Below are 26854 nucleotides of genomic sequence, written 5' to 3'. Positions count from 1 at the left end.
AAACTGTTGCTAACGACCCGACATGACCTTCGATAATCGCACTGATGTAACTACTCCCCCGTACGAATACGAGAAAGACCCACATGCCATTGAAGTGGAATCCTTCCGACAAATTCGTGCACTTTGTAATCTCGAAGGGTTAACCGAAGAAGAAGCACAGGTTGCCATGCGACTGGTTCATACCTGTGGTGATCCAAGCATTATGGATGACATCTTCTTGTCCAAAAAAGCCGTCCAGTCCGGTATTCAGGCAGCAGCAAATGACGCCACCTTGCTGTGCGATGTAGAAATGGTAAAGCACGGTTTAACCCGTCGCTTTCAGAACAGTGAAGCACTGTGCTTCCTGAACCACCCAGAAGTCCCTGAGTTAGCCAAACAACGTGGTGAAACCCGATCCATGGCAGCGTTGGAAATGTGGAAACCTCAATTAAAAGACAGCGTCGTGCTCATTGGTAATGCCCCTACTGCGTTGTTTCGTTTACTTGAAATGATCAACCAAGGCGGCGAAAAACCTGCGTTAATCATCGGTATACCTGTCGGCTTTGTCGGTGCAGCAGAATCCAAAGAAGCACTCATTGAAGCAGCGGAAGCACACGATTTGAATGCCATTTCTGTCAGAGGTCGCCGAGGCGGCAGCGCTCTGACCGCAAGCGCCTGGAACGCATGTTTACGTTTGTCGAGAGGTATTCGTTTTTAATGGCTGAATTATGGCAAGGCAAGCCAATACACATCATAGGGTTAGGCGTGGGTAGCCAGGCCGGGCCACAATTGAACGATCGTGCCGTAAACGTAATTTCTGAAGCTCAGTGGGTCATCGGTGCCGAACACCAGTTGTCTAAGATTGAGCACTTAGCTACACAAGCAAAAAAGCTCAACTACCCCTCGCCTTTTACGTCCCTCAAAGATTGGCTCATTCACCATCAAAGTGAAACCATTGTTTTATTAGGTTCAGGTGATCCATTGTTCTATGGTTTAGGTGCCTGGTTAACAAAAACACTGGGAGCAGATAATCTGGTATTCCACACCAATGTTTCAAGCTTTCAGGCAGCGTGTGCCCAAATAGGCTTGCCGCACCAAGACGTCGAAACCATCAGTTTGCACGGTCGGCCGCTGGAAAGCATTCGATCTCGTTTACGGCTCAACCAGTTTTTTACAATACTGACTGATCAATACAGCCACCCTGCTGCGATAGAAAATGAGCTGATATCTGCCGGTTTTGACCAATCCAAACTGTGGGTTTGTCAGGATTTAGGCGGTGAGAATCAGGCCATACACAGCTTTGAAGTAAATGACCCTGCATTAATGAATTTCGAGTTTCATCCGCTTCACGTGACCATCATTCAATGCCTGTCATCTAACCCAAATCAACTGACACCTGAGTTCCCTGGATTACCTGATGATGCCTTTGAGACAGGAAAAGCGCCCGGCAAAGGTTTAATTACCAAACGGGAAGTTCGCTTGGCAGCACTTTCCTATTTATCTCCCAAGAGTGGTGAAATTGCCTGGGACATAGGCACAGGCTGCGGCAGTGTTGCTATCGAATGGGCACGGTGGAACCGAACAGGACATGTATTTGCCATAGAGCACCATCCAGAACGCTTAAAATACTGCAGGCTCAACCAACAAAAGTTTGGTGTTATCAGTAATATGAAAGTAGTTGAAGGTTATGCACCGGATGCCTGCCACAACCTACCCGACCCGGATGCAGTATTCATTGGAGGGTCTGGCGGGAGACTGATCGACATTCTTGAATTGAGCTTCCAGCGACTCAAAGAACATGGACGAGTTGTCATTACCGCCGTCACCGAATCCACCAAATCTGAGTTATATCAAGCATTAGAAAATATACCTGATAATGCGGAAGTTGAGTGGTCTCAGGTTTCAGTCTCCAAAGGCGATGAAATTGCAGGACAACTGTTGTTAAGACCTCAATTACCGGTGCTGATTGCCCAAATAAGAAAACTTGCGACATCCACATCAGCGCAATCGATTGCAGGGGTGAAAGACTCATGACTTCATCGCAAACCTCTCGTGGCAAGCTGTATGGCGTAGGTATCGGTCCTGGCGACCCGGAACTCATTACCTTAAAAGCCTATCGAATAATTCAAGATGCTGATGTCCTCTGTTATTTATGCAACGCAGAAGATCAAACCCGTATCACAGGTCAAACGCATTCGGCCGGTCACTCGCAGGCGAAGTCCATAGTTAAAGCATTCATAGATCAGCGAAAAGTACCACCACAAGAACTTGCCATTGCGATGGGTTACAAGCATGACCGTTCAGATGCCAATGCACGCTATGATCAGGCGGCAGAGCAAATCCGGATCGCTTTAGACCAAGGTAAAGACGTCGCATTTTTATGCGAAGGCGACCCTCTCTTTTTCGGGTCCTACGCTTACTTACAAGAACGACTATGCGATCAATACAGCTGCGAAGTCATTCCCGGCATCAGCGCGCCTCAAGCTGCTGGCGCCGTCGCAGGCATACCCTTGGCCATGCAGACCGAAAATTACGCGGTACTCTCTGGTCGGCTTGATTCCGAAGCCTTGATTCAACAACTCACAAATTTCGATAATTTGGTGATCATGAAGGCTGGCCGGGCCAGACCGAGAATCATTGACGCACTCAAAGAAACAGGACGTCTGGAAGACGCCACTTATGTTGAGTACGCCACCCGAGACAACCAACGCATTGTTTATGATCTCAACGAACTCGACAATGAAGCAGGCCCCTACTTCTCTTTATTCATCGTGACCCGTCACAGTGATCTCAGAAAGTGGAGTTAGATTCATGACAGATTTAAATCCATTGAATCTTTCCGGTCATGCCACTGTGGTGAGTCTGACGGACTCAGGTAATGCGCTTGCTGAGAAAATAATGGCACAACAACTGGCAGCCCGTCATCTTCACAAACCCAAGCCATTTGCTGAAACCATCCACGAACTATTTAATGCTGGCACACCGTTGATACTTATCTGTGCCATGGGCATCGCTGTGCGAACTCTGGCCTCAGTGATAAAAGACAAATTCTCAGACCCAGCCGTATTGGTTTTGGACGAACTCGGCCGCTACGTCATTCCCGTGTTGTCCGGCCACGAAGGGGGCGCAAATGAATGGTCAAGACTGGTAGCAGCAAAGCTGAATGCACAACACATTATCACCAGCGCACAAAATTATTTAGAACCGAAATACATTGTTGGTATGGGCTGCGAACGTCATTGCCCGGAGTTGGTTCTGCGTACTTTGCTAGAAGAAACCCTGTCTAAGAAAAACATCAAGCTCGATCAAATCTCTGCCATCGCCAGCATTGATGTAAAAGCCGATGAAGTTGGCTTGATTGAACTGGCAGCTACTTTAGGTGTGCCATTCAAAACATACCCTGCTCTGAGACTTAGAGACGTTGAAGATCAATTGAGTTATAAGTCGGAAATCGTCTTCAAAGAAGTGGGATGTTATGGAGTGGCCGAAGCCGCAGCGTTAGTAGCCGCAGAAGAACTCATTACAAAAGAACAAATCAAAAATGAAATCACGGAAGCAGAAAGATCACATAAACCTGCGCCTAAACCAGAATTGATCATACCAAAACATAAAAACAAACAAGCCACCTGTGCTGTGGCTCGTTGTTATAAAAGTTAGCATTGAGAGCGACACTGCTTTCATAAAATGAAGGAATGAAGACTCGAATGTCCAAGCTATACGTTATCGGAACCGGCCCAGGCGGTCTTGAATACTTGCCACCGATTGCCCGTTCAGCCATTGCTGAAAGCAAAGAGTTAGTAGCCTACGGCCTTTACCTTGATCTGCTGGGTGAATTGATTGAAGGCAAAACACGCCATGACCGTCCATTAGGTGAAGAAATTGAACGTGCTCGCCTGGCCCTTCAATTGGCCGCTAAGGGAGAGACCACCGCGCTGATATCAAGTGGTGACATCGGCATCTTTGCGATGGCTACGTTGGTCTTCGAACTTTTGGAAAAAGAACCGGAAGCGGATTGGGAAACCATCGATATCGAAGTCATTCCTGGAATTTCAGCCATGCAGGCCGCTGCCAGCAAGATAGGCGCTCCGCTAGGACATGACTTCTGCGCAATATCACTTTCAGATCTGCTCACCCCTTGGGAAACCATTGAAACCCGATTAAAAGCGGCAGGCCAAGGCGACTTTGTCATTTCCTTCTATAACCCGGTTTCAATTAAGCGTGATTGGCAGTTGGGCCGCGCAAAAGAAATTTTACTTGAACACCGTCCTGCTGCCACACCAGTGATTATTGGTCGCAACTTAACCCGCAAAGACGAAAAAATAACCGTCACCACCTTGGCCGAACTGGACACCACCCAAGTAGACATGTTGACCTTAGTGATGATAGGAAACAGCGAGAGCCGACATATTCAGGTGGGCGAAGGCGACTCCATCCGTGATTGGGTTTATACCCCTCGTGGCTATTCGAAGAAACTGGTCTCAAAAGAAGCCAACACTGCGAATGAGTCAGCAACTGAAATAAGTGAGGCCAACGCATGAGTGTTTATTTCATCGGCGCAGGCCCCGGTGATCCGGATCTGATCACTGTTAAAGCCCTTCGCTTGATCGAGCGTTGCCCGGTTATTTTGTACGCAGGCTCACTTGTGCCGGAAGAAATTCTGCAAAGTGCCAAAGCTGACGCAACCATCATTGATACAGCACCGCTTAATCTTGATGAAATCATTGCGCTAACCAAACAATCGGTGGATGAAGGCAAAGAAGTAGCCCGTGTACACTCAGGCGATCCGTCCATCTATGGCGCCATTGGTGAGCAAATGCGACGTTTGGACGAGCTTAATATCCGGTATGAAGTGGTTCCTGGTGTCACAGCGACCAGTGCTTCTGCAGCCTGGCTGAATAAAGAACTCACCCTTTCAGGCGTTTCTCAAACGGTGATTATGACCCGTTATGCGGGCAAAACCCCGATGCCAGAACGTGAGAACCTGAAATCTCTGGCGCAACACGGCGCAACCTTGGCGATTCATCTAGGCGTTACCCGCATCCATAAAGTGGTGGAAGATTTGATCCCGTTTTACGGTGAGGACTGCCCGGTGGCCGTTTGTTATCGTACCTCCTGGCCAGACGCGGACAAAGTCACCGGCACTTTGGGGGACATCGTTGAAAAAGTGCGTGAAAAGAAATTTACCCGCACGTCGTTGATTCTGGTTGGCCACGTATTGGCTCCGGACGACTTTAAAGACTCTTATCTTTACAGCGAAGATCAAGCACACGTGTATCGCCCAAAAAACAAGCCAGCAACACCGCGAAAAGTTAAACGACCAGAACAATCAAACGAAATAAGTTAATCTGATTTCAAGGAATAGAAAAAATGCAACTCAATAAAATTCCAGCCACAGTTGTTACCGGTTTTCTTGGCAGCGGTAAAACCACCCTGCTTTCAAACATTCTGAAACAAGCGAACGGTAAGCGTATTGCTGTCATCGTGAATGAGTTTGGCGAATTGGACATTGACGCTGAACTTCTTCGAAGCTGCCCTTTGGATTGTGAAGACGAAAACGCTGAAGCTCCAGCTAACGATGAAAACGGCATTTACGAATTAGCCAACGGTTGTATCTGCTGCACAGTGGAAGAAGAGTTTCTGCCTGTCATGCAGCAATTGGTTGAGCGCCGTGACGACATTGATCATATTTTGATTGAGACCTCTGGGCTTGCGCTGCCTAAGCCGTTGGTTCAAGCCTTTAACTGGCCTGAGATCAAAGCCCATTGCACCGTAGACTCGGTGATCACCGTAATTGATGGGCCAGCTGTTGCAGATGGTCGTTTTGCACACAACCCTGAGCAAGTGGAAACACAACGCAAAGCCGATGACAGTTTGGATCACGACCCTAGCCTGCAAGAACTGCTGGAAGATCAAATCAACTCCGCCGACCTGATCGTCGTCAGCAAAAACGACCTATTGGACGAAGCCACACGCAGCCAGGTTGAGAACACAGTGCGAGGTCGAATTTCTGACGAAGTCAAACTGATCAATGTCAGTAATGGTGAAATTGCTTCTGAGTTAATCATGGGGTTGGAAGCGGCGTCGGAAGATCGTATTAATCACGTTCATACCCACCACGATCACCACCACGATCACGGTCACCACCATAAACACGCGCACGATGATTTTGACTCACTGTCCATCAAGCTCGGTGAAGTTGACAGTGACAAACTGATTTCAGTGATCAAGCAACTCATCGCCGATAACAACATCTACCGAGCCAAAGGATTTGCTGCGTTGCCGGGCAAACCCATGAGACAAGTCATCCAGGGTGTTGGCCAACGCATCGACAGTTACTTTGATCGCTTATGGCAAGCCGATGAAACACGAAGCAGTGGCATCGTATTGATCGGTAAAGATCTGAACGAAGCCAATCTGACTGCATCGCTCAAAACTGCAGAAGTTTAACTATTGTTTGAATACAGAGGACAGCAATGCATTTATTGGCCGCAAAACCCGGTGGTTTCAGTGACGAAGAAGGCATCATTGATCTCCAGCAAACGCCAGCTGACATTGTCATCCTCTGTGCTCAAGACAGTACATTAGGACTTCTCGCCCGATACGCAGAACAATTGCCAGACGACTACCCAAGCATTCGTTTGGCAAACTTTGTTCATCTCACCAAGCCCGCTGCGTTTGATTTATACGCCCACAAAGTCCTTGAACACGCCAGGCTGATCATTGTTTCTTTACTGGGCGGTAAAGCCTACCTTCCCTATGGCGTTGAGCAACTCGAAGAGATTTGTGCCCGTACCGGCGCCAAACTAGCCATTGTACCGGGCGACGATGAAGTCGATACCGAACTGCAAGCGGCCAGTAACTTGCCCAATACGGAATTACATCGGATATGGCGCTATCTGCGAGAAGGCGGTATTCGTAATACTGAAAATCTTTTCCGCTATATTCAGCAGACATTCTTTAGTGTGAATGGTACAGACAAGAACACTGAAATTATTTTTGAAGAACCCAGGCCATTACCAAAAACCTTAATCTACTGCCCGGATCGACACGAAATCGGTTATCAGGAGTGGCTTAGCACCCAAAACCCGGAACACCCAGTCGCCGTTTTACTTTTTTACAGAAGCCATTTTCAATCCGGCAATACACAAGCCTTTTCTGAATTCATTAAAGTACTTCAAGCACAATGTTTGTCCGTTCTGCCCATTGCCGTTACTTCTTTAAAAGATGAGAGTTGCAAAGCAATCGTCAACGAGTTGGCCACCAAAAGCGACTGCAAAATCTTTCTGAATACCACGGCCTTTTCCATTCGTTCTGCTTCCTCACAAACTCAAGACAAGGAATCAAGTGGTCAGCTTGGTAACCAGCATTTAAGCTCACAACCCGCTGATCTCGAACCAGACTGTTTATTCGATGTCAATGCACCGGTTTTACAAGTCATTCTGGCAGCAAACAGCGAAGAGGATTGGTTAGAACACCCACAGGGTTTACGGGCTCGAGACATAGCAATGAACATCGCTTTGCCCGAAATGGATGGCCGAATCATCACCCGCGCCATCAGTTTCAAAGAGGCTTTAGAAAAGAGCGATAAAACCCAATACGATCCGATCTACTATCAACTCAATACCGAGCGCGCTCAGTTTGTGGCTGAATTGGCGCGTCGCTGGGCAACACTAGCCCAAAAACCAAATTCACAAAAACGGGTGGCATTGATTCTTGCCAACTACCCCACACGTGAAGGTCGCATCGGTAATGGCGTTGGGTTAGATACACCGGCATCTACACTGAATATTCTGAAAGCGTTGCAAGATGCAGGATATCCGGTGGGCGATATACCGGATTCAGGCACTGAACTGGTCAATGAGCTACTTAACTATGTGACCAATGATCTGAACACCTTAGACTTTCGTGCCTGCCAGCAAAGTATTTCACTGGAATCTTATCAGCACCTTTTTGAGCAATTACCGCAAGACAGCAAAGACGCCGTATTAGAACGATGGGGTCACCCTGAAAATGATCCCAAGGTTCGATCCGGCCGAATTATGATTCCAGGCATACGGTTGGACCAAACCTTTGTTGGAATCCAACCGGCTCGCGGTTTTAATGTCGATTTAGCCGCAAACTACCATGACCCGGACCTAGTGCCACCACACAGCTATCTCGCCTTCTACTTTTGGCTTCGTCATGAATACCAGATTGATGCCATCATGCACATTGGTAAACACGGCAATCTTGAGTGGTTGCCCGGCAAAAGCGTCGCCTTAAGCAACACCTGTTGGCCAGACATCGCGTTAGGCCCTTTGCCTCATTTGTACCCGTTTATTGTCAACGACCCCGGCGAAGGCGCACAGGCAAAACGCCGTAGCCAAGCAGTTGTGCTCGATCACCTGATGCCCCCCATGACACGAGCGGAAACCTACGGCGAATTGTTCGAGTTAGAACAGCTGGTGGACGAACTTTATCAAGCCATGGGGCTGGACATTCGCAGAGAAGAATTCTTACGCAAAAAGATCATCAAGCTGGTTCAGGATTCAAATATCCTCAATGAACTGAACCTACGGGACGAAGAATCAGACAACCCTGATTCCATTCTGAATGAACTCGATGCCTATTTATGCGAATTAAAAGAAGCGCAAATTCGCGGGGGGCTGCACATTTTTGGTCAACAGCCCGATAAAGAACAGCGTTTAGACACGCTAGTGGCGCTCGCCCGACTGCCCAGAGGCCAACAACGTCCTGAAGATGCCAGCATAATTGTCGCTTTAAGTCAGGATTTGCAACTCGCCCAACCAAACCAAGACTCTGAGTTTAATCCTTTAGACATTTCACCCGCTGAACCCTGGGAAGGCAACCGCCCTGCTTTACTGAGCAACATAAATGAACAAATTTGGCGCACCGAAGCCGACACCCTGGAACGGTTAGAGCATCTAGCAAAGCACATTTTGGCAGGGCTCAATCAATCCGATCAGGAACAATGTGCCGAAGGCCTCTTAAATAACCACGATTTACCCAAGACCAAAGCATTGATCAGCCATCTGACTCAATCCGTCTTCCCGGCGTATGATGGCAGTCCGGAGCAAGAGATAAAGCAAGTCATCAATGGATTGGCCGGCGGTTATGTACCTCCCGGTGCCAGTGGTGCACCAACTCGCGGCCGACTGGATGTACTGCCGACAGGCAGAAACTTCTATTCAGTCGATAGCAGAAGCATTCCAACCCCTGCCGCATGGGTACTGGGCAAAGCCTCGGCCCAACAGATCATCATGCGGCACCTGCAAGACCATGGCGATTACCCTAAATCCGTCGGCATTTCCGTGTGGGGTACATCCACCATGCGGACCGGCGGCGACGACATCGCACAGGCTTTTGCGTTAATGGGTATTCAACCGATCTGGGCACCCGGATCAAACCGGGTGGTGGATTTTGAAATCATGCCCAACATGATGATGAATCACCCCCGTGTCGATGTAACGTTAAGGGTATCCGGTTTTTTCCGTGATGCATTTCCCAACGTCATGCATATCTTTGATGCTGCGGTACAAGCACTTGCCGATCATGAAGAGCCTGGTCAAACCAACACCATCAAAAATAACATTGAAAGTGCAGTAGCCTCACTTACTGCTCAAGGTATTCCACTGAAAAAAGCTACCACGCAGGCCAGATACCGAGTCTTTGGTTCCAAACCCGGTGCTTACGGCGCTGGCCTGCAAGGTTTAATTGATGAAGGTTGTTGGGACAACGCCAACGATCTGGCAGAAGCCTACGTTAACTGGGGCGGCTTCGCCTACGGCCAGAACAACACGGGTACGCAAGCCTTCGAAGCCTTTGAACAACGACTTGGCTCCCTGGAAGCTGTCATTCAAAATCAGGACAACCGCGAACATGACCTGCTTGACTCTGATGACTACTATCAATTTCAGGGCGGGATGACCAACGCTGTACGCGTCATCAAAGGAGAAACACCGGAGGTGTATCACGGCGATCACTCCAATCCGAGCCAACCCAAAATCAAAACGCTGCAAGAAGAGCTCAACCGAGTCATACGCTCACGAGTCACCAACCCTAAGTGGATCAAGGGTATGCAGCAACACGGCTACAAAGGTGCGTTTGAAATGGCCGCCACCGTGGACTACCTATTCGCCTACGACGCCACCACGGACATGATCTCCGACTACCAATACGCCAACGTCGCAGAGTGCTATTTATTTGAGCCGGAAAATGCGGAATTTTTAAAAAACAACAACCCTACCGCCATGAAAGAAATGACAGAAAAAATGATCGAAGCCATTCAGCGTAACCTATGGCAAGAGCCGGGCGAATACACTGAAAAGCTAGAAGATTTATTGCTGGATCTTGAGGGTGAAATGGAACGATCGATGTAATGCCAATGAACTTAAAATTTTTCTAACCCCTCTCCCGCTGAGTCACCAGTGAATACCAGCCAGACAGAAAAGCTGTTTAATCGAACTCCGTAATAGCCTTGGTCGGTAAGTTTGCGGTTGGGTAGTATTTTTTGAGGATTTTTATATAAGTTCCATCATCAATCATAGACTTTAGAGCGCTATTCCAACTGGCTACTACATGGTCGGGAACATTCAAAGACATTGCAATGTAAGCCTGTATCGTCTGGAAAGTCATAACAAGCTTTAAGTCGCTCTCTTTATAGCCTGCTTCAGAGGCATCAATACCATAACTCAGAGACGAAGACGCATATGCGTCAATCCGATTCGTCATTAGCATTTTTACATTCTGTAATTTGTCGCCTACGCGCTTCAGGTTTTCAAATCCCATTTGAGTCAGAATCTGATCTCTAACATCATTCCTATAAACACCAATAGATTTCAAGTTTCGAGCTTCAGGTTCACTCAGGCTGCTAATTTCTGAATCCTCCTTGGCATAGAGGCCAAAGCTAAATTCAAGAACTGGCCCCACCCATTTGAATTTCTCATTTCGAAGCTGATTCCTGGCCATAAGAAAAAGAACCACGTTATCTTCCGTTTCAATCATATGGTAGGCCCGCGCCCATGGAACCACAGAAATAGGATCACTGTTACCAACTAACGTCTGAATCTCCTGAACGATTTCAATTCCAAATCCAGTCAGTTCGCCACTTTCAGAATAATACTGGGCAGGAGGGTCCAGCTCGGTCAATATAATTAACGGGTTACCAAAAGCACAACCAGGGGCCAACCAAAAAAGAAATAGAAGACAATAGTTACGCATATTACTCAAGACTCCCCGAAATCAGGTGAAATACAAAAAATAATAGGCAACAATAACCTTAAATTTTGCAGAGATTATTTAAAAAAAAAAGCTTTGTTTAGCGAAAAAGGTTCTCTTGCTTACTGCACAATGTGTAGGCCAATGTTTACTATAGGAAACTATATGTTAAACCGGATAAAAAATAGCTTAGCTGAATTTGCTCCTCAGATTGCTGAGTCAATGTAAGAGGCCTGATCTATGACTTGGAAGGCAGTACTAGAACAAGAACACCGTGGGTCTAAAACCGTAGCTATTCGGGTGAAATTTTGGTTCCCATTCTTCCTCTAATACTTTAGCAATTGCCTGTTGTTTTACTCGGTCGAGTGCAACTGGGATACCCAAGGGACGATGAGTACCGTCGCCTTTTGGAATTTCAATCCTCAGTACCGGCTTAGGGGAGTAATTCCCCTTAAGCAGCTTGGCTTTGATCGTTAACCAGTGGCTTTTAAGAAGCTCAGTCAGTTGGTCTACCGACATTCCATCAACGCCCGCCGCCCCTTTATTGCGTTGAACTTGTTTCAATGCACGAATCAGGTTATCCCGACCTAAAACGCGATCAAATAGAGAAAGTGATAATTTGCTGTTTGATTCAATCCGATTTCTCACTCGAAACAGCTCCCTTAAGTAGATTTAAGATTCAAAACGAATTGACGGAGGTAATGTTTTGAGTACTTCACGGATGATTACTAAGCTGAATTTATTCAAGCCTTCGGTTAAAAGAGATTAACCTACTATGCTCTCTGCTGACTTCTGTCATACGATCACCTGAAATTGCTTTCAGATCAGTCGTTCCATCGACATATGACAGACCTCTCAGGGTAAGTCGGGGCCGCCTTCAGACTTAACTTTCATTGCGTAGACGCACAATTTATAAAACATGAGACAAATGCAGATGGAAGACTTAATGATCACGTGCCCACTGGCCTCACTCATGTCACACCTCAGATTGTGTTCTTGTACATCGCCCCGCAATTTTGCGTTGGACTTCCTTCAGACCCAGCCTCACGACTACGCCCTTGCCCTTTCGCTAACCTTCGGTTGGGGCGGCCTTCCGTCTGCGAATACCTGGTAAGAGAACTTTCACCTTTCTAGTTAAGTGTCATGCCTGACACACACGCCGCCATAAACGGCACAAAATTGCTGGCTATACTTAGCGACGAAAGAGCACAAGCCAGCTGTTTTGTGTCCACGGTTTAATGGCCTTGTTAGCTATTCTTTAACTGGTTATCAGTTATAACTAACATATCGTCAAGTATCTCACCATTTAAATCAGAAACCCAACAGTAGTAACCCACTTCCAATTCATCGAGCGTAATATTGAGATAAGTTTCTATGTATGGTGTTGGTCTAAATTCGTGCTTAAAACAAAGCTTATGAGCATGAAAATCGTACTTAAATTGAGAAGCTATAGAATAGTCTATATCAAAGTCTTCTGATGCAGCCCATTGCTTAGCTCCTTCAAAAGCAAGAGATTCAAGCTTATGTTCAACTACCAACTTATCTAAATTAGTTAATAAATCTTCCATTGTTTAAACTTCTTGCGGTATAGCTAACGCACGGTTAATGGAAGGCAATTACGTAGCGCAGCGTAGTAATTGGCATCCCAATTCAACCGCTTGTTAGGCTGGCCACTACTCTTTAATTTCATTGAACTCAATCTCAATATTTTTCTGTTTACAAAGGGGCCGTATTTTCTCTACTTCTATATCCAGAAACTGGCCAAGCTCCCATTTTGTTTTACCTTCCAGCTTTTGAGCTTCTAGCTTCGAAAGCTGAAACCACTCACAACCTTTCAGTATACTCTTTAATTTAATAAAACTTGCTACAGTGTCTTTTGGACTTGAAACCGAAAAATACCCAAGGTAAATCTTGTGCTTACTTTGAAACACATCTGGTATTGGATAAAAGCAATGCACGTAAAACTCATGTCCACATGACAAGCATTTAACCAACTCCATAGAGCTTTGCTTATCTGGATGCTTGAGTTTTTCAGATGAACATTGGATGCATTTCATACCGAACGCCTAGACATCACGACTCCCCACGAGAGAGTGCTGACCTCCAATTCGTGGGTTAGCAAAGCCAGAGCCATAATATAGTTTTCGAAGACTATAAATGGAGATCAGCACCATGAAAAACGATAGCATACTTTTTATTGGCTTAGATACCCACAAAGTAAACACCGAAGTCGCCTATGTCATTGATGGCAGAGAGAATTCGCCTAACCACCTTGGTAAAATTCTTACCAACAAACAAGCCTTCATTAAGCTGGCGCGACAACTCCAATCACGTTCTAATTCAAGTCTGTCCACACGCCACTCTGCACTTCGTCTATGAAGCAGGTCCCTGTGGTTACTGGATCTATCGTTTACTCACCTCCCTCGGCCATTGCTGCTATCTCGTTGCGCCTTCCATGATCCCAAAGAAACCCGGTCAACGCGTCAAAACCGACAAGCGTGATGCTCTCATATTGACCCAGTTACTGAAAAATGGCGACATTGATCCTATCTACGTACCCGAACCTGAAGATGAAGCCGTTCGTGATCTATCTCGTGCTCGTGAAACGGCGATGCGAGATTTAAACGACACTAAATACCAGCTTCATGCCTTTTTATTAAGAAACAACATCAAGTACGGCGGTACAGCCAACTGGTCGTTGAAGCACATGCGCTGGTTAACCGAAATGGTACTGCCTCATCCTGCACAGCAAATCGTTCTTCAGGAATTAATTCAAGCAATCAATGAACGCATCAATCGGCTTCAACGATTAGATAATGAACTGACACATCAAGTGAGAAAGTGGCGTTACTATCCTGTAGTTCAAGCCATTCAAGCCCTACGGGGCATACGATTACTGGTGGCTACAGGTGTCATTGCCGAACTCGGCGACCTCTCCCGCTTTGACCACCCAAGAAAGTTAATGAGCTATGTGGGATTAACCCCGACCGAACACTCTTCTGGGGGCTCCCGAAAACTTGGCGGAATCACTAAATGTGGGAACTCGCGCGCCCGAAGGTTATTAATCGAAGGCGCTCACAGCTATCAATATGCTGCGAATATATCAAAGGAACTCCAGATACGACAGGAAGGTCTTCCTAAAAACGTGATAGATACAGCATGGCAAGCTCAACTCAGATTATGTAAGCGTTACCAGCGACTCATGAAACGAGGTAAACATTACAACGTGGTTGTCACGGCCATTGCTCGTGAAATGATCGCGCCGTTCGTTTAAATGAAAGCTGATCGATATCCCGAGAAGTAGTATTACCCCGAGTCGACCCCAAAACACGTTTAGCGAGAATACCAGCATGATGAGTTCAGATTCAGCGCATTGGATCAAGCAGCGGGTGTGGTGCAATCACCGACGGCGTTAGGTTGGCTATAAGGTGAAAGCCTTATAGATCCGCGAGCATAGACTGAAGATAGTCGCAGTGAAGCTGGCACCACGACGTAATAAGTAAGGTTGAAAAGGCCTCGAAAGAGGCAACCCACGAATATCAGCATGAGAACCGTCGAAAATTACTTGCTTCATCCTATGCGTTGGCTCGACTTAATTAAAACAATTAAGGCACTAAAAGAAAAAGTGCCTCGGCCAGCTCTGTGCCACTTGACGTGGGGAGTCATACCAACGCCTCAATCAGCCGGCGCGTCAGCGGTCGGCTGAATTGAATTGTTATGAGTTGTGTCTAAAAGGTACTTCTCTATTTTTCTAGCAGAAACTACGGGGAATGTTTGGGCAAGCATAAATAATGCAATGGCAATAAAGAAGCAACCTAGCCCAAAGATAGTAAAGAATTGAACAAAGTTAATTCCCTCTATCTGACTGGGTAAAACCATCAGAGCCAACCCGGAAAAGGCTAGAACAAACCCAAAAATCAAGTTAAACCAATAACTTATATTTTCAAAAAGTGAGACTTTAACTTTAAGAATGTTTTGCTCATAGAACAAGTGAGGAAGAGCTCTTTTAAAATGAACAAATGCAAGTTCTCCATTCGCATTTTTATGAGCCTGAATTACAGATTCCCTAAACTGTTTTTCCAATCGAATGCCAGTTGTTATCTTAAATTGTTCTGTTGCCAACTCTTCTTCTAGGTGCGATTTAGTTAATCCAGTAACAAAATCGCATTTTAGAGCTTCAGTCAACTTGGCAATTCTTGCCTTTTTTCGCTCTTCAAGAAACTCAACAATTTTCTTGTAGTTAAAAACCAGAGCGACTGCGACTATCACTACTCCAAGCAGAATATTTCCATTATTTAAGCTCTCAATTAGCTTATCTAGAACATCCTTCACTAATTTCTCCCTAACTCATAACGAGCCTGTAGAAAAACCTTTTTTTGAAGCAGGTCTCTCCTCCAAGCCAATCCTTGTTTTTTGATTTACTCACTCTGCCCTTATTTCTTCTATTTTTCAATCAGCAACGTTCATATCACCTAATTTGGGAAATATGCCTCTATAAGCGCGATATTACCCATCCCCACCCCATTCAGGCCGCTAATTGTCCATAATTACAGAGCTTTTCTATGTTGTGCACCAGACAGAACAACTGCCATTGACCCGTCACTTTTTCCTTGCCTCTTAAACTAAAGCGGTTAAGCCCTTTGTTTGTACCTATGTTGCCAAACACAGGTTCGACCACTGACATTCTGTGACTGTAAATTTGCTTGCCTTTCGCGCTGTCCACTCTATGTTTCATCCAGTCCGTATAATTGGGCGCGCGTTTATTTTCTAAGATGAACGATACTTGCCTACCACTCCCTTTACGATGATTCGCCGACTCCGGGTTCTTCATGCATTGATGTTTTATATCGCAATTCTTGCATTGGCTTAATCGTCCTTCGAAGTAAACTTTAGTGTTTCCGTTACCATCCTCTCGTTCATCACGATGGCTGATTTGATTCCCCGCAGGGCAAACGCAGATCTGATTTACAGGATCGAAGTTAAATTCTGAAGCCAGGATAAGTTCTGCTAATTTGGTTTTTCTGAGATGCTGTTTACGTTTACCGTATTTGGTTTTTTGATCTGTAAATTTCGGATCACGACTTCTAAACTGATTATCCGGTATATAGCCATTACTGCTGTTTTCATGCAGGTATTTCATATTTGATTCGTTGGCAAAGCCCGTATCAACCGTCACGATCATGCCCGTTTTATAGATATCTGCTGAGATTTCAAGTCGATTAAACCGATCCTTAATACTCTCCAGCACAGGCTCTAAAGTGTGGTGTTCCTGACCTTCCCCAAACGCTTGTGCGTCGACAACAATTTGATGTTTTTTGTCCACCGTCGCTACGCCATTAAATCCCTGAATAGTGCCTTTACTGGTGGTCATTTTTCCGGATTCATTATCCGTAATATTACTTTTAACTTCAGATTTTCGTTTGCCTTGCCCTTTTCGTGGCTCGGCTTCTTTCAAGAATTGTTCTATTTTATCAGCGGCTTTATTTAGGGTTTCTATGGCTTGCTCTGCTCGCTGTTGTCTTGCATCTCGATCCTCTGTTGCTTGATCCTCTCTCTGGTGTTCCCGGAGATGATGCTTAATCTGCCTCTTTATCTTTTGATGTTTCTCTGAAAATTCTTGGAATGTACCAGACCACTCCTTGGCGGCATTGGACGACATTTTACAGCCGTCGATAGCCAGTAATTCTTTACCTAGCAAGCCTTCATCGTCACAAACCAACAACACTTATTCAAAGATGGTCTGAATCTGTTAAGGGTGCGAACTTACAAAGCTGGCGATGGATGTGAAGTGGGGTACGGTGTCGCAGGAAAGTGCCTTGAAGATAATATTTGTCTCACAGCTCCACTGTATCTCTCGGCTTGAAGTGATCCCTTTTGAGTAAGCAAATAGGATGATTTTTAGCATGATCACGGGATCGTAAGCTGGCCGGCCATTTTTATCGTTTTTAAACCTCGGGTGAAAAATCGAAAGATCAAGCCGATGACTGATCAGATTATGCAATGCATATTCGAATGAGCCTGGTTGGATTTGTTCTTCGAAATTAATCACAACCATTGCGGTTTGGTTGTAATCATAGGGTTTGAAGTTGGGCATATAAAAATGGCTCATCAGTGGATGAGCCATTTTATCAAATTCGGAGCTTTAATTAGGTTTTTCTACAGCCTCAACGCCCCAATAAAGGGCCGGAGCGTAGCGACGGTCCAGCCCAAGGTTTCCTTGGGCGATCTTTGATTGCCTTGTTGAACGAAGCCGCTTCGCGGCAGAAGACCTGATCAACTGTACTTCTTAGACCCTTCAATCCCGAAAGTGGTATGAGGAGTTCCAACATGAACATTCAAGATCAGACCCGTTTCAATTCTCTGTATCAACGCTATCTTAACGAACTTACCCTACAAGGCAAAAGCCCTAAAACCATCAACATGTATTCCAGTTGTTTACGTCAGGTTGGGGATTACTTTGATTGTTGTCCTGATCAGCTTACCGCAGAACAGGGGTTACTGGTCTGCTTGGCTAAACATAACGCTTCTGGAGGCGCTAAAATTCGTAGCATAGCGATTCCAAGCTTATGCACTGGCGTCGGAGGTATGAACGAAACCGAATCCGCTAAACAAATGAAAACGGCATTTGAAAATGTCGTCATGGATAAGTGGCTAAGCATAAAACACCCTGCAATGGCGCCCTATGCAACCCGATAATATTCCAGAAAAGTTGTAAAGCTTTACACCTCAAAGGTTACTTCAACGCTAAACACAACCCACCATAATTTGAGAACTCCCGTGACTAAGCTATATTTCTAGGACTAAACGGACATTTATTGTATACCAGTATGATCAGGAGCTTGTGTGCTGAGATTTATTCTCTTTTTCATTTTAGGGTTTCAATTGAGTTCAGTGGCAAGCGCTTCTGAGACAGTCAAAGTTGGAGGGTACATTTTCCCCCCTTTTGTTGAAGAAGACAGTGAAGGCAACCTATCTGGTATGACCTTCGATATGATCAATGCATTCAATGCCATTCAGGATCAATACCATTTTGAGTTTGTCCTGACAGCATCCAACCGACGATACCTTTCTTTTCAGAAAAAAGAGTACGACCTGATCTTTTTTGAAAACAAGGTATGGGGCTGGAAAGGTTATCCAGTAAAACCTTCGAAGGTGTATCTAAAAGGCTCTGAGGTTTACATTGCGCTAAAAAAGCCAAAGCGTACTCAACATTACTTTAATTCGCTGGAAGGAAAAAAACTGGTCGGCATCAGGGGTTACCACTACGGGTTTGCCAACTTTAACAGCAATGAACAATACCTGAATGAAAATTTCAACATTCTACTGACTTCAGACCACCAGGGCAGTGTCAATATGATTTCCTCGGGTCGAGGAGACATTGCAGTAGTAACAAAATCCTTTTTACAAAAGCTGTTTAAAGCTCAGCCATTGTTGCAAGAAACTCTGTTAGTTTCAGAGATTTTGGATCAAGAGTACCATCACACGATACTGGTCAGAGACAACTCTGTCCCTACCGTCCAAGAAATCAACCTGTTTTTAGACAAACTGGAATCTCTTGAGCATTTAAAAACCATTTGGTCTAAATACGGAATAACAGAAATGAACTAACATATATCGGTACAGTTCGTCTTATTTTCTGCATTCAGGCATGATTTCGGCCGAGGCAAATGCTCATGTTGTATTGTATTGCCGTTCTAAACACGTTGCCCCAAAAAACAACTCGAATTGCTTGCCTATACGCTGTTGCGTTATTTTTAAGCGTGCCTGCGCTTGCCGATGAGCAAGGGCCCCTGCTTTGCTACGAAAATCAGCACCTACACCCCTACATGACAGGCACAGATAACGTGCCGGTTCGTCGACCTGGTCTTCTGCTGGAAATCATTAACTTTGCGGCTTATCCTCTTGAAATTCAATTCGAGAGAAAGCCCTGGAAACGTTGTAAATGGCGTGTAGAGCAAGGACTTGCCGATGGTTTATTTGCGTCTATTTGGGAGCCTGATCGAGAATCCTGGGCGAAGTACCCGCCGCTTTATAAACCGGACAATCAACCTCCAAATGAAAAAGCCAGTTTATGGACAGTTGAATACTTAGTATTCGTTCGAAACAACACAAAATTAAGCTGGGATGGCACAAAGTTTCATAATATAAATAATGGTCTTTCTGCGCCTCTCGGTTACGTGGTTCATAAAAAGCTGGACCACTTAGGCGTCTTGAACGATGGAACCTACCTACCCAAAGAAGGTTTCTCTATGGTTGCCCAAGGCCGAATTGACGGATACGTCATTGAAAAGTTCACCGGCCATGCAATCATCGATGATTTAGACCTGAATAAAGAACTCACAGCCATTCAAATCCCCTTTTTAACAACCCGATGGTATTTGGTTTTTTCACATCAATATGCAGAAAAATCACCAGAAAACACCCAACTCATTTGGCAAAACATACAAAAGCTCACGCCTGAAAAACGAAACTTTATGCTAAAAAACTACATAGACTCGGATAAATAATCACGAATAGCCACTAACAAAGAGTCACTAACAAAAAAACCTGACCAAGAGTCCTAACCACCCCACAACCCGCTCCAAAGTGCTTTAAATTAAACAAGCATTCAACAAAACCATTTAAACCTGTCTATCAAACGATTAATTTGTCGATCAAATGCAATAATAAAAATAATTCTGACGTGATTATGGTACTAACTTCTCTTGAGTGTCATTCAGGGGCTTCCCGCTACCCACTAAATAAAAGGGGCCGCGCTGTGCCCAGCACAGCTAAGTCTGTCCGCAAAATGGAACTGGCGGACATTAAACCTCTGATTAAGATGATTGTGAATCAGGGCCACTCCATTCATAAAATGTTGGACCAGACTAACATTTCTCTACATGAATTGACTCAGTTTGAGGGCGCTCTTGAAGTCGGGCAATATTTACGTCTAATCCATAATGCACGAGTACTATCCAGTGATCCGGCCTATGCGCTTCATATGGGAGAACAGTTCTTTATTAATCACGATGGTGTCTTAGCCTGTCGGGTCATGTGCAGCAAAAATACCCAAAACGCCATGGAGCTACTGACTCAATATCAACACTTATTCACTCAACTAATGGAATTAAATCTGGACATTACAGATCATTACGGTGTTTTCTCTATTGAGGAAAAAATACCGTTAGGCAAGGCGCTTCCTCACTTTGTGGAATACAGCTTCGCCATTCTTTATTGTCTGGGGAAATTTTGTTTAGGACAAAAAAACTTTCCACTTGAATTTGAATTCAGTTATGACAAGCCTGAAACAACAGAAGCATCTGAGCATCATTATGCTCGTTTTTTCCGAAATAAAGTCCGCTTCAATTGCAGTGCAAACCGGGTCATTATTCCAAAAGAAACGCTTCTACAGCCCATTATCTTTAGTAATCAGGCCTACGCCCAGAAAAATGAAGCCCTTTGCCAGAAACAGTTAAAGCAAACTCAGAAAGACCAACAAGTAATACAAAGGGTTAAACAGTCCATTCGCCATATGTCATTTACCGATGTGTCAATGGCATCCCTCAGTCAACAGCTTTGTATGAGTTCAAGAAGCTTACGCCGCCACCTAAACAGCCAAGGCGTCTCTTATAAAACACTGCTTGAGAATGAACGAAAACGAATTGCCTTAAAGCGTGTTGAAAAACAAGACATCACCATTGAAAAACTGGCCATTGAGCTTGGTTACCAAAGTGCCGCCAGCTTCAGCCGGGCGTTTAAGCGGTGGTTTGGCATCGCTCCGAACTTATACAAACAAAACACCCCGAAATAACCCCCCTGCATAAAAAACAAACACAAGACAGGTAATAAATCACAACCATCGCCGCCAGAAAACAATAATGGCCGCTTTGGCATTTGTATCTGTCCGCCCCGGTCATGGTGCCATTCTGAAGAACAACTAACATTGGTGAAGGCTTAATTACACAACAATTTCAGACTCTTAAGGTCATCTTAGGAGCAAACGGTGTAATACATGGAGAAGCCCGAGGCAGGATGCGAAATAAAAATAATACGCAATAAGGCCACTACTAATGAAAACAAAGAACACCAAACGCTTTTCATCTTTCGCGAAAGGCACAGCGACCCTCGCCGGTACTCTGGCATTAACCAGTGCGTTAATGAGCAATACAGCCTCTGCGGACAGTTGCTACATCATGGTTCACGGTCATGGTACACAAGGCAACGTTCAAAGCGGCACCAATCAACCCGCATTGGATTATTGGCGAGACTCGTACTTTGATGAGTATCAGGGCAGTGATTTCCTGGCCTATCTATTAGATTCACCAACCGATAATTACGCCATCGTTGGTTACGACTCCACTGACGAAAGTGGCTACCCGTATTGGCGCAATGAAACGGCTGGCGAAATTGCCCGACAAATGAAGTCCATTAAGGCAGGCAATGGCGATGGTTACACCCATGATCAAGCGGGAACTCAATGTGCGGCATCGGACGATTTCTACGTAGTTGCTCACAGTCAGGGAGCACAGCAGATGATCTTTATGGCGGGAAATGCCACTGCCGGATCACCTTACTTCAATACAGCGTTTAATGCAGACGGTTCAACCACCACCGTACCTTATGACGAAGCATTTCAAGACGTATTAGGTATTTTCACCCTCGGCGGTGCGATGGGTGGTACTGAAGGTTCGGATCGAGTCTGTAATGGCAGCTGGTTGGATTCCCTAGTCAATATGGCTTTCTTGGGTAAAGACTGTAACCCAAGCGTTGAATGGCTACAGACGAATGATTCATACCTGGCTCGTAACATGATCGGCACCAACCTGGCTGCACCGGTTTATGCCATGGGAGGTTACAAGAGCTTTCCGGGGGCTCAAGGCGCGTCGGCTGGTTTCTTAACCGGTGAAGATGATGGTTACATCAATTTGGCTTCGCAAATGGGCTGTGCAGGCTCACCAAAGCGTAATCTTTGGGATGACTTGAACCAATACAAAACATTCTGGGGCGTCGCTTATGGCAGCCCGATTTTCCGTTGTAATAACGAAAATAAAGGAACGCCACGTACATACACAATGGCCAGCATCTACACTGACCATGATTCTGAGCGAAATGGGGGCATTGCCTCACCAAACTACGTGAGTGTTGAAGATGACATGACCTGTGGTGATGGACAAAACATCGCCGGGCGTATTGCCGCTTGCACTCAATAAGCGCAGCAATATCAAGACTCTAAGCCATTTCCTGCTTAGAGTCTTTCTGTTTTTCCTCACGAATCACCAAAGAGTTCTGTCATGAAATCGAGATATTGGTTATTACCTGTCGTTGCTCTGTTCCTAGCTTGGCTCGGATATGACCAGAAAGATCAAACCATAACTGCCAGTAAAAACATAAAGCCGATCGAATCAGCAAATCCAGTGGTTACAGACACACATTTTGGTTTTAGCGATCATAACGAACCAACGTTAAAGAGTGCAGTTAAGCTTCAGGCCAAAACACCTCAGCACCCCATTGAACGGCTTCGTTTCCAAGCCCAAAAAACGCAACTTCAGCAAGCGTTAATTGAAGATTTCGATAACTACAAACGATACCCACCGGAGAATCGCCGTTTTGTTTCTGAAGCACAAGACCCTCTGACTCAGCGATACTCCATTGACGAAAGAACCACACTCAACGAAGAACAATCGCTCGGGCTCACCCTTTGGAGCAATAAAAAATATTACCTCCAAGACGATGAAGTCTCCATTCATGCTTTTATTCAGGATGTGGATGGGAATAAATTAGCATCCGACTTTTCTACGGAAGTGATCTTCAACCATAAAAACATTGGTCAGATAGCACTGGTAGATAATGAAGGCGATCGTCACTACACAGCACTTATTGATTTGGCAAATAGCAGCTTGGACATCAGCGAACCAGGCATTTATAAGGTTTTGATTCATAGTAAAGAACATTCAATCACTGACGCCATTACCTTTACCGTCTCAAAGCCAGACATTCAGCTAACAGGAAGCTTCAGGGATAAACTTACATCGGACGGAAATCTTGTGATTGAAGCGGAGGTGGACGTAGAGCAATCAAGCCGGTTTTATATTCAGGGATCGCTCTACAGCAGTACCAATATTGCAGTCGGAACAACCCAAGTATCTCAGTCATTCGACAAGGGACGTCATTGGGTTGAACTTAATTTTTCAGGTTTAATGATTCAGGATGCTAAAGAAAACGGCCCATTCGTACTTAAAAAATTGTCGCTGGCAAAGGCCTCTATGCCAATGCAAAGAGCGCCGCTGGAAAAGCCTGAGTACATGACCGATGCCTACACGCTCGATGAGTTTGCAGTTGAAAATCAAACGAGCAAGACACTTTGAATGATTAGGCGTAGTTTAGTAAGTACAACGCCCATTCAGGCATGGGGTCCATAATTTCATTAATGTGCCCCTCCTTAATGACAGCCACTGGTTTGTATGGGTCCTGATAACTGGAATTATCAAGAATACGCGTTTGATTACACAACGGTATGGCCGTTTTAACGTTCTCAATGACTCTGGGCACCCTGCTTTCAATCTTGTCTTCAGGGACGTCATGCCCGCCGCTAACGACACGCTGCGAAACACGTGCTTTATTCAGTTGGATTTGGCCAAGATGAATGAATACCATGATAACTTCATAGCCAAGAGCTTTTGCTTTGGCCACAAAATCAATTTTCGTTGGGTGCGAAAACACAGTTTCAAAACAGAAACTCCGACCTTCTTGCAACAGCGACATTCTCATTTCTTCTGCAATTAATGCCGCTTCGTAGCTGTGTTGTTCCGGGCTTTCAGGAAAAATTTCTTTTGCAATGATATCGGCATTTACAAACGGCAAACCCAAAGGCGCTAACCAATTGCGGTAAAAGGTACTCTTCCCTGATCCGTTACCGCCAACCAATAACCACAGTTGCTTCCTTGTCATGCTACTGATTCAGCTCCATTGGTGTGAACTTGCCCATCGAGAACTGACCGACAATGATTGTTCCATCTGACGCTACTTGTTCTAGTTGGCCAGGATACTTTACAGACGCCTGGTACTTCACAGGCACATCCGTGACTGACTCAGACAAACGACCTAATGAGCGATCCCTCTCAATGCTTGCAAACACATCGTCCGGGTCAATCGTTGGTGCGTTAATGGGAATGACTTTTAACTGTGCCAAACCACTGGTTACAGCCAATAGGTTATCCGGATTAACAGAATTAGAGACACTTCGGCCCAATGCAGCCCAGTATTCAATTTGCTCAGCCGTACTGCGATGCATTCTTTGACCGACGATGGCCGCCGCTTGCATAAGTTCTGACTGTAACCGAACAGGGGAAGACGCTTTAGCCATAGCAAAACTCCAAATTGATGTAGACATCAATGATTGTAGCAGATTGCTACAAAACAACCAAAATCATTTTATTTTAAGCTCTTTAAGCCGTTTATACAGGGTGTTCCGGCTAATACCAAGTGCCTTAGCCGTTCGGGATATATTTCCTTTGTTGGCTTGATACACATCGAAAACATCCTGGTCAGGTTGATGAGCAACAGAGGAAGATATTGCCTCATTATTCAGATTGCGGTTCATAGGGTGACTCTCTGTGATGGCCTCCTCCAAGGCCAATCGTTCCTGGCGGCGTATATCCTCAAAGAAGTCATCAGGCAAGTGGTCTGGCCGAATCACCTCATCATCTGCCATGGCCAACGAAATCTGAATCACACTCACCAGCTGGCGAATATTTCCTGGCCAAGGGTGCTTTTGAAATAATTTCAAAATTTCATCAGACAGTTCGGCGGCCTGCTCTTCACTGCGATGAATTCGATGCAGTTCTTTAAACAAGTCGTTTCTGTCTGAACGCTCTCTTAACGGGGGAATCTCAAGGTTCAAACCACTCACCCGATAATACAAATCTTGTCGAAACAAGCCTTTCTCGACATCGTCTTTTAGTGATCGGTTCGTCGCAGAAATTACCTTAATATCCACAGGATAAGACTCGGTCGACCCCAGAGGCGTCACTTTTCTTTCTTGCAGCACCCGTAATAAACGAGCCTGAGCTTTCACCGGCATTTCGCCAATTTCATCTAAAAACAGTGTGCCTTTATTGGCTTTACGGATCAGTCCGATTCCACCTTTGGCACTGGCGCCTGTGAAGGCACCTTTCTCATAACCAAACAGTTCAGATTCAACCAACTCACTCGGAATTGCAGCGCAATTCACCGCGACCAGAGGGTATTGTTTACGAGCACTTTTTTCATGTAACGCTTTTACAAACACCTCTTTTCCTACCCCGGTCTCACCATGAATCAGGATAGGAATTTCTTTCTCAATGATACGTTCAGCTTGTCGGATGCACTTTGCAACCCGCTCATCGCCAAAGCCGATTCGATCCAACGATATTTCATCACTGCTTGTCTGTTGTTGACCTTCGGTACCCGGCAACATTGCTGGCGAGACAGCAGTGTTCTTACGAAAGTCATTCACTTTTATACCAACATTAACCGGACGTTTGATGACGCCAAGCATTTCGTATTTTCCAAGCGCCACCAAAGGTATGGGTAAATTTTCCGGATGGTTTTTGAAGTGCGTCAGAGAGCAATTAAAAATATTGGAGACTTTGCTGAGTGCAATGTCATGACCAAGGATCAACTCAGCTCTTCGATTGGCTGAAATTACTATGCCTTGCTCATTAAATACAACCAACCCCGACCAGGCACTGTCTATGTTTTCCAGGTTGGTATTAAAAGTGAGAACAAAGTGCTCTTGTTGAAATGCACTCATGATTAATCTGTTCTCAACTGACTGAGACATCAATTTAACTAAACCAAAGGTGTGCGCCTGGGGTAAATACGCATCACTGGAAACATCCAGAACGCCAATCATTTCTTTGTTTGAATTCAGAATCGGCGCAGCTGAACCTATCATGAATCGGTTGGCTTTCAGAAAGTGCTCATCTTTTTCCACCTGAACCGCATTACCTGTCGCTAATACCGTACCGATAGCATTGGTGCCATTATAACGTTCCGACCAGCTGACTCCCTGAGTAAAAAACTCTTTCATATTACGGTTCAGAAAGCGCTGATCACCCCAACTATCAAGCAATTGCCCTTGGTTGTCGGTGAGTACAATTAAACACTGGGTATTTGAAAGAATGTTTTCGTAATAAGGCAAAACTTCATTGTTGGTGGTAGTCACCAAGGTCTGATGTTCGTCAACAATGGAACTAAAATCGCTCTGACTAAGCTTCTGTAAGAACGGCGAAGTGTGATGATCCAACCCATACTTCCGGCAACGACGCCATGAGCTTTCTATCAGCTCATCCTGGTCTTTTGAAGGTGATATTACTTGCATCAGTCAAAACTCTCAGAAAATTATAAATACCTGGATAATTGGTTAAATCCGTCTCAGATCACATTAAAACTGTTCACATTAACTGTTCAAAACTGTTCAATGTCAACAACAAAGCGAATGAACACTCTTTCAAAAAACTGTTCAACGGACTAAACAGAATCTGAACATACTACAAAATAAACTTTAAAAAACAAACAGTTAATGACACCGCATTGTAATCATTAAGAACTTTGGCATCCTACTTGCTGTTTCGTGACCCCTGAATGGAATTTATCGATAACGAATATTCTGAACAGATCGAGTTTGAACTGTGAA

General features: G+C 45.1%; 24 protein-coding genes and 1 pseudogene. 15 read left to right on the top strand and 10 right to left on the bottom strand.

Annotated elements, in window-relative coordinates; genetic code table 11:
* The first annotated feature begins 22 nt into the window (after positions 1–22).
* From ABD744_RS06715 to cobN, 8 genes are read left to right on the top strand one after another with little or no spacing between them, the layout of a single operon-like run.
* The gene (locus ABD744_RS06715) at positions 23–697 is read left to right on the top strand and encodes a precorrin-8X methylmutase (RefSeq protein ID WP_344796725.1); all 675 of its coding nucleotides are present in this window, start codon (positions 23–25) and stop codon (positions 695–697) included.
* Entirely contained in the window at positions 697–2013 is a 1317-nt protein-coding gene (gene cbiE, locus ABD744_RS06710) for a precorrin-6y C5,15-methyltransferase (decarboxylating) subunit CbiE (protein WP_344796723.1), read from the top strand. The genes ABD744_RS06715 and cbiE overlap by 1 nt, the downstream gene beginning before the upstream one ends.
* On the top strand, positions 2010–2786 hold the full coding sequence (gene cobI, locus ABD744_RS06705) for a precorrin-2 C(20)-methyltransferase (RefSeq protein ID WP_344796721.1): 777 nt from the start codon (positions 2010–2012) through the stop codon (positions 2784–2786). Before cbiE ends, cobI begins: the two co-directional genes overlap by 4 nt.
* A gap of 4 nt (positions 2787–2790) precedes the next feature.
* The gene (locus ABD744_RS06700; RefSeq protein ID WP_344796719.1) at positions 2791–3636 is read left to right on the top strand and encodes a cobalamin biosynthesis protein; all 846 of its coding nucleotides are present in this window, start codon (positions 2791–2793) and stop codon (positions 3634–3636) included.
* A gap of 47 nt (positions 3637–3683) precedes the next feature.
* Positions 3684–4517, top strand: a complete 834-nt coding sequence (cobJ, locus tag ABD744_RS06695) for a precorrin-3B C(17)-methyltransferase (protein WP_344796717.1) — start codon at positions 3684–3686, stop codon at positions 4515–4517.
* Complete coding sequence (gene cobM, locus ABD744_RS06690; RefSeq protein WP_344796715.1) at positions 4514–5323, top strand: precorrin-4 C(11)-methyltransferase; 810 nt, start codon at positions 4514–4516, stop codon at positions 5321–5323. Before cobJ ends, cobM begins: the two co-directional genes overlap by 4 nt.
* A gap of 23 nt (positions 5324–5346) precedes the next feature.
* Positions 5347–6426: a cobalamin biosynthesis protein CobW gene (gene cobW, locus ABD744_RS06685; protein ID WP_344796713.1), complete on the top strand. Its 1080-nt coding sequence runs from the start codon at positions 5347–5349 to the stop codon at positions 6424–6426.
* Between the two features lie 26 nt (positions 6427–6452).
* Complete coding sequence (cobN, locus tag ABD744_RS06680; RefSeq protein WP_344796711.1) at positions 6453–10358, top strand: cobaltochelatase subunit CobN; 3906 nt, start codon at positions 6453–6455, stop codon at positions 10356–10358.
* A 76-nt stretch (positions 10359–10434) separates the two neighbouring features.
* On the opposite strand, the gene ABD744_RS06675 is transcribed toward cobN, so the two are convergent.
* The 4 genes from ABD744_RS06675 to ABD744_RS06660 all read right to left on the bottom strand — a co-directional run bounded on the left by ABD744_RS06675 (position 10435) and on the right by ABD744_RS06660 (position 13253).
* Complete coding sequence (locus tag ABD744_RS06675) at positions 10435–11199, bottom strand: substrate-binding periplasmic protein (RefSeq protein WP_344796708.1); 765 nt, start codon at positions 11197–11199, stop codon at positions 10435–10437.
* Between the two features lie 255 nt (positions 11200–11454).
* Entirely contained in the window at positions 11455–11844 is a 390-nt protein-coding gene (locus ABD744_RS06670; protein ID WP_344796706.1) for a hypothetical protein, read from the bottom strand.
* Between the two features lie 599 nt (positions 11845–12443).
* Positions 12444–12764, bottom strand: a complete 321-nt coding sequence (locus ABD744_RS06665) for a hypothetical protein (protein ID WP_344796704.1) — start codon at positions 12762–12764, stop codon at positions 12444–12446.
* A 105-nt stretch (positions 12765–12869) separates the two neighbouring features.
* Entirely contained in the window at positions 12870–13253 is a 384-nt protein-coding gene (locus tag ABD744_RS06660) for a hypothetical protein (RefSeq protein ID WP_344796702.1), read from the bottom strand.
* Positions 13254–13368: 115 nt separating this feature from the next.
* Between ABD744_RS06660 and ABD744_RS06655 the strand changes: the two are divergent.
* Positions 13369–14550 (top strand): annotated as a pseudogene (locus ABD744_RS06655) (IS110 family RNA-guided transposase).
* Between the two features lie 321 nt (positions 14551–14871).
* On the opposite strand, the gene ABD744_RS06650 reads toward ABD744_RS06655, so the two are convergent.
* From ABD744_RS06650 to ABD744_RS06640, 3 genes are all read right to left on the bottom strand, one after another.
* A complete protein-coding gene (locus ABD744_RS06650) occupies positions 14872–15528 on the bottom strand; it encodes a hypothetical protein (RefSeq protein WP_344796700.1) in 657 nt (218 codons plus the stop codon).
* Between the two features lie 193 nt (positions 15529–15721).
* Positions 15722–16918: a transposase gene (locus ABD744_RS06645; protein ID WP_344796698.1), complete on the bottom strand. Its 1197-nt coding sequence runs from the start codon at positions 16916–16918 to the stop codon at positions 15722–15724.
* 27 nt (positions 16919–16945) lie between these two features.
* Complete coding sequence (locus ABD744_RS06640; protein ID WP_344797725.1) at positions 16946–17251, bottom strand: transposase; 306 nt, start codon at positions 17249–17251, stop codon at positions 16946–16948.
* 272 nt (positions 17252–17523) lie between these two features.
* Between ABD744_RS06640 and ABD744_RS06635 the strand changes: the two genes are divergently transcribed.
* From ABD744_RS06635 to ABD744_RS06610, 6 genes are all read left to right on the top strand, one after another.
* Positions 17524–17892, top strand: coding sequence for a hypothetical protein (locus ABD744_RS06635; RefSeq protein ID WP_344796696.1), 369 nt, complete (start codon positions 17524–17526; stop codon positions 17890–17892).
* Positions 17893–18078: 186 nt separating this feature from the next.
* On the top strand, positions 18079–18804 hold the full coding sequence (locus ABD744_RS06630; RefSeq protein ID WP_425562137.1) for a substrate-binding periplasmic protein: 726 nt from the start codon (positions 18079–18081) through the stop codon (positions 18802–18804).
* Positions 18805–18869: 65 nt separating this feature from the next.
* Positions 18870–19703 carry a type 2 periplasmic-binding domain-containing protein gene (locus ABD744_RS06625; RefSeq protein WP_344796694.1) on the top strand — a complete coding sequence of 278 codons (834 nt, stop codon included), beginning with the start codon at positions 18870–18872 and terminating at the stop codon, positions 19701–19703.
* Positions 19704–19954: 251 nt separating this feature from the next.
* Entirely contained in the window at positions 19955–20989 is a 1035-nt protein-coding gene (locus ABD744_RS06620; RefSeq protein ID WP_344796692.1) for an AraC family transcriptional regulator, read from the top strand.
* A 259-nt stretch (positions 20990–21248) separates the two neighbouring features.
* Positions 21249–22388: a hypothetical protein gene (locus ABD744_RS06615; protein WP_344796690.1), complete on the top strand. Its 1140-nt coding sequence runs from the start codon at positions 21249–21251 to the stop codon at positions 22386–22388.
* An 81-nt stretch (positions 22389–22469) separates the two neighbouring features.
* Positions 22470–23543 carry a DUF4785 family immunoglobulin-like domain-containing protein gene (locus ABD744_RS06610; RefSeq protein WP_344796688.1) on the top strand — a complete coding sequence of 358 codons (1074 nt, stop codon included), beginning with the start codon at positions 22470–22472 and terminating at the stop codon, positions 23541–23543.
* Between the two features lie 4 nt (positions 23544–23547).
* Here ABD744_RS06610 and ABD744_RS06605 read toward each other — a convergent pair whose 3' ends face one another.
* The 3 genes from ABD744_RS06605 to ABD744_RS06595 form a co-directional block, all read right to left on the bottom strand.
* Complete coding sequence (locus ABD744_RS06605) at positions 23548–24126, bottom strand: ATPase (RefSeq protein ID WP_344796686.1); 579 nt, start codon at positions 24124–24126, stop codon at positions 23548–23550.
* Between the two features lies 1 nt (position 24127).
* Entirely contained in the window at positions 24128–24541 is a 414-nt protein-coding gene (locus ABD744_RS06600) for a TA system antitoxin ParD family protein (protein ID WP_344796684.1), read from the bottom strand.
* A 63-nt stretch (positions 24542–24604) separates the two neighbouring features.
* Positions 24605–26539 carry a sigma-54-dependent Fis family transcriptional regulator gene (locus ABD744_RS06595; RefSeq protein WP_344796682.1) on the bottom strand — a complete coding sequence of 645 codons (1935 nt, stop codon included), beginning with the start codon at positions 26537–26539 and terminating at the stop codon, positions 24605–24607.
* Positions 26540–26854 lie beyond the last annotated feature (315 nt).

It is taken from the genome of Litoribacillus peritrichatus (assembly GCF_039537985.1).
Lineage (GTDB): Bacteria > Pseudomonadota > Gammaproteobacteria > Pseudomonadales > Litoribrevibacteraceae > Litoribacillus > Litoribacillus peritrichatus.
Note: the sequence above shows the minus strand (reverse complement) of the source record. Positions and strands in the feature narration are given on the sequence as shown.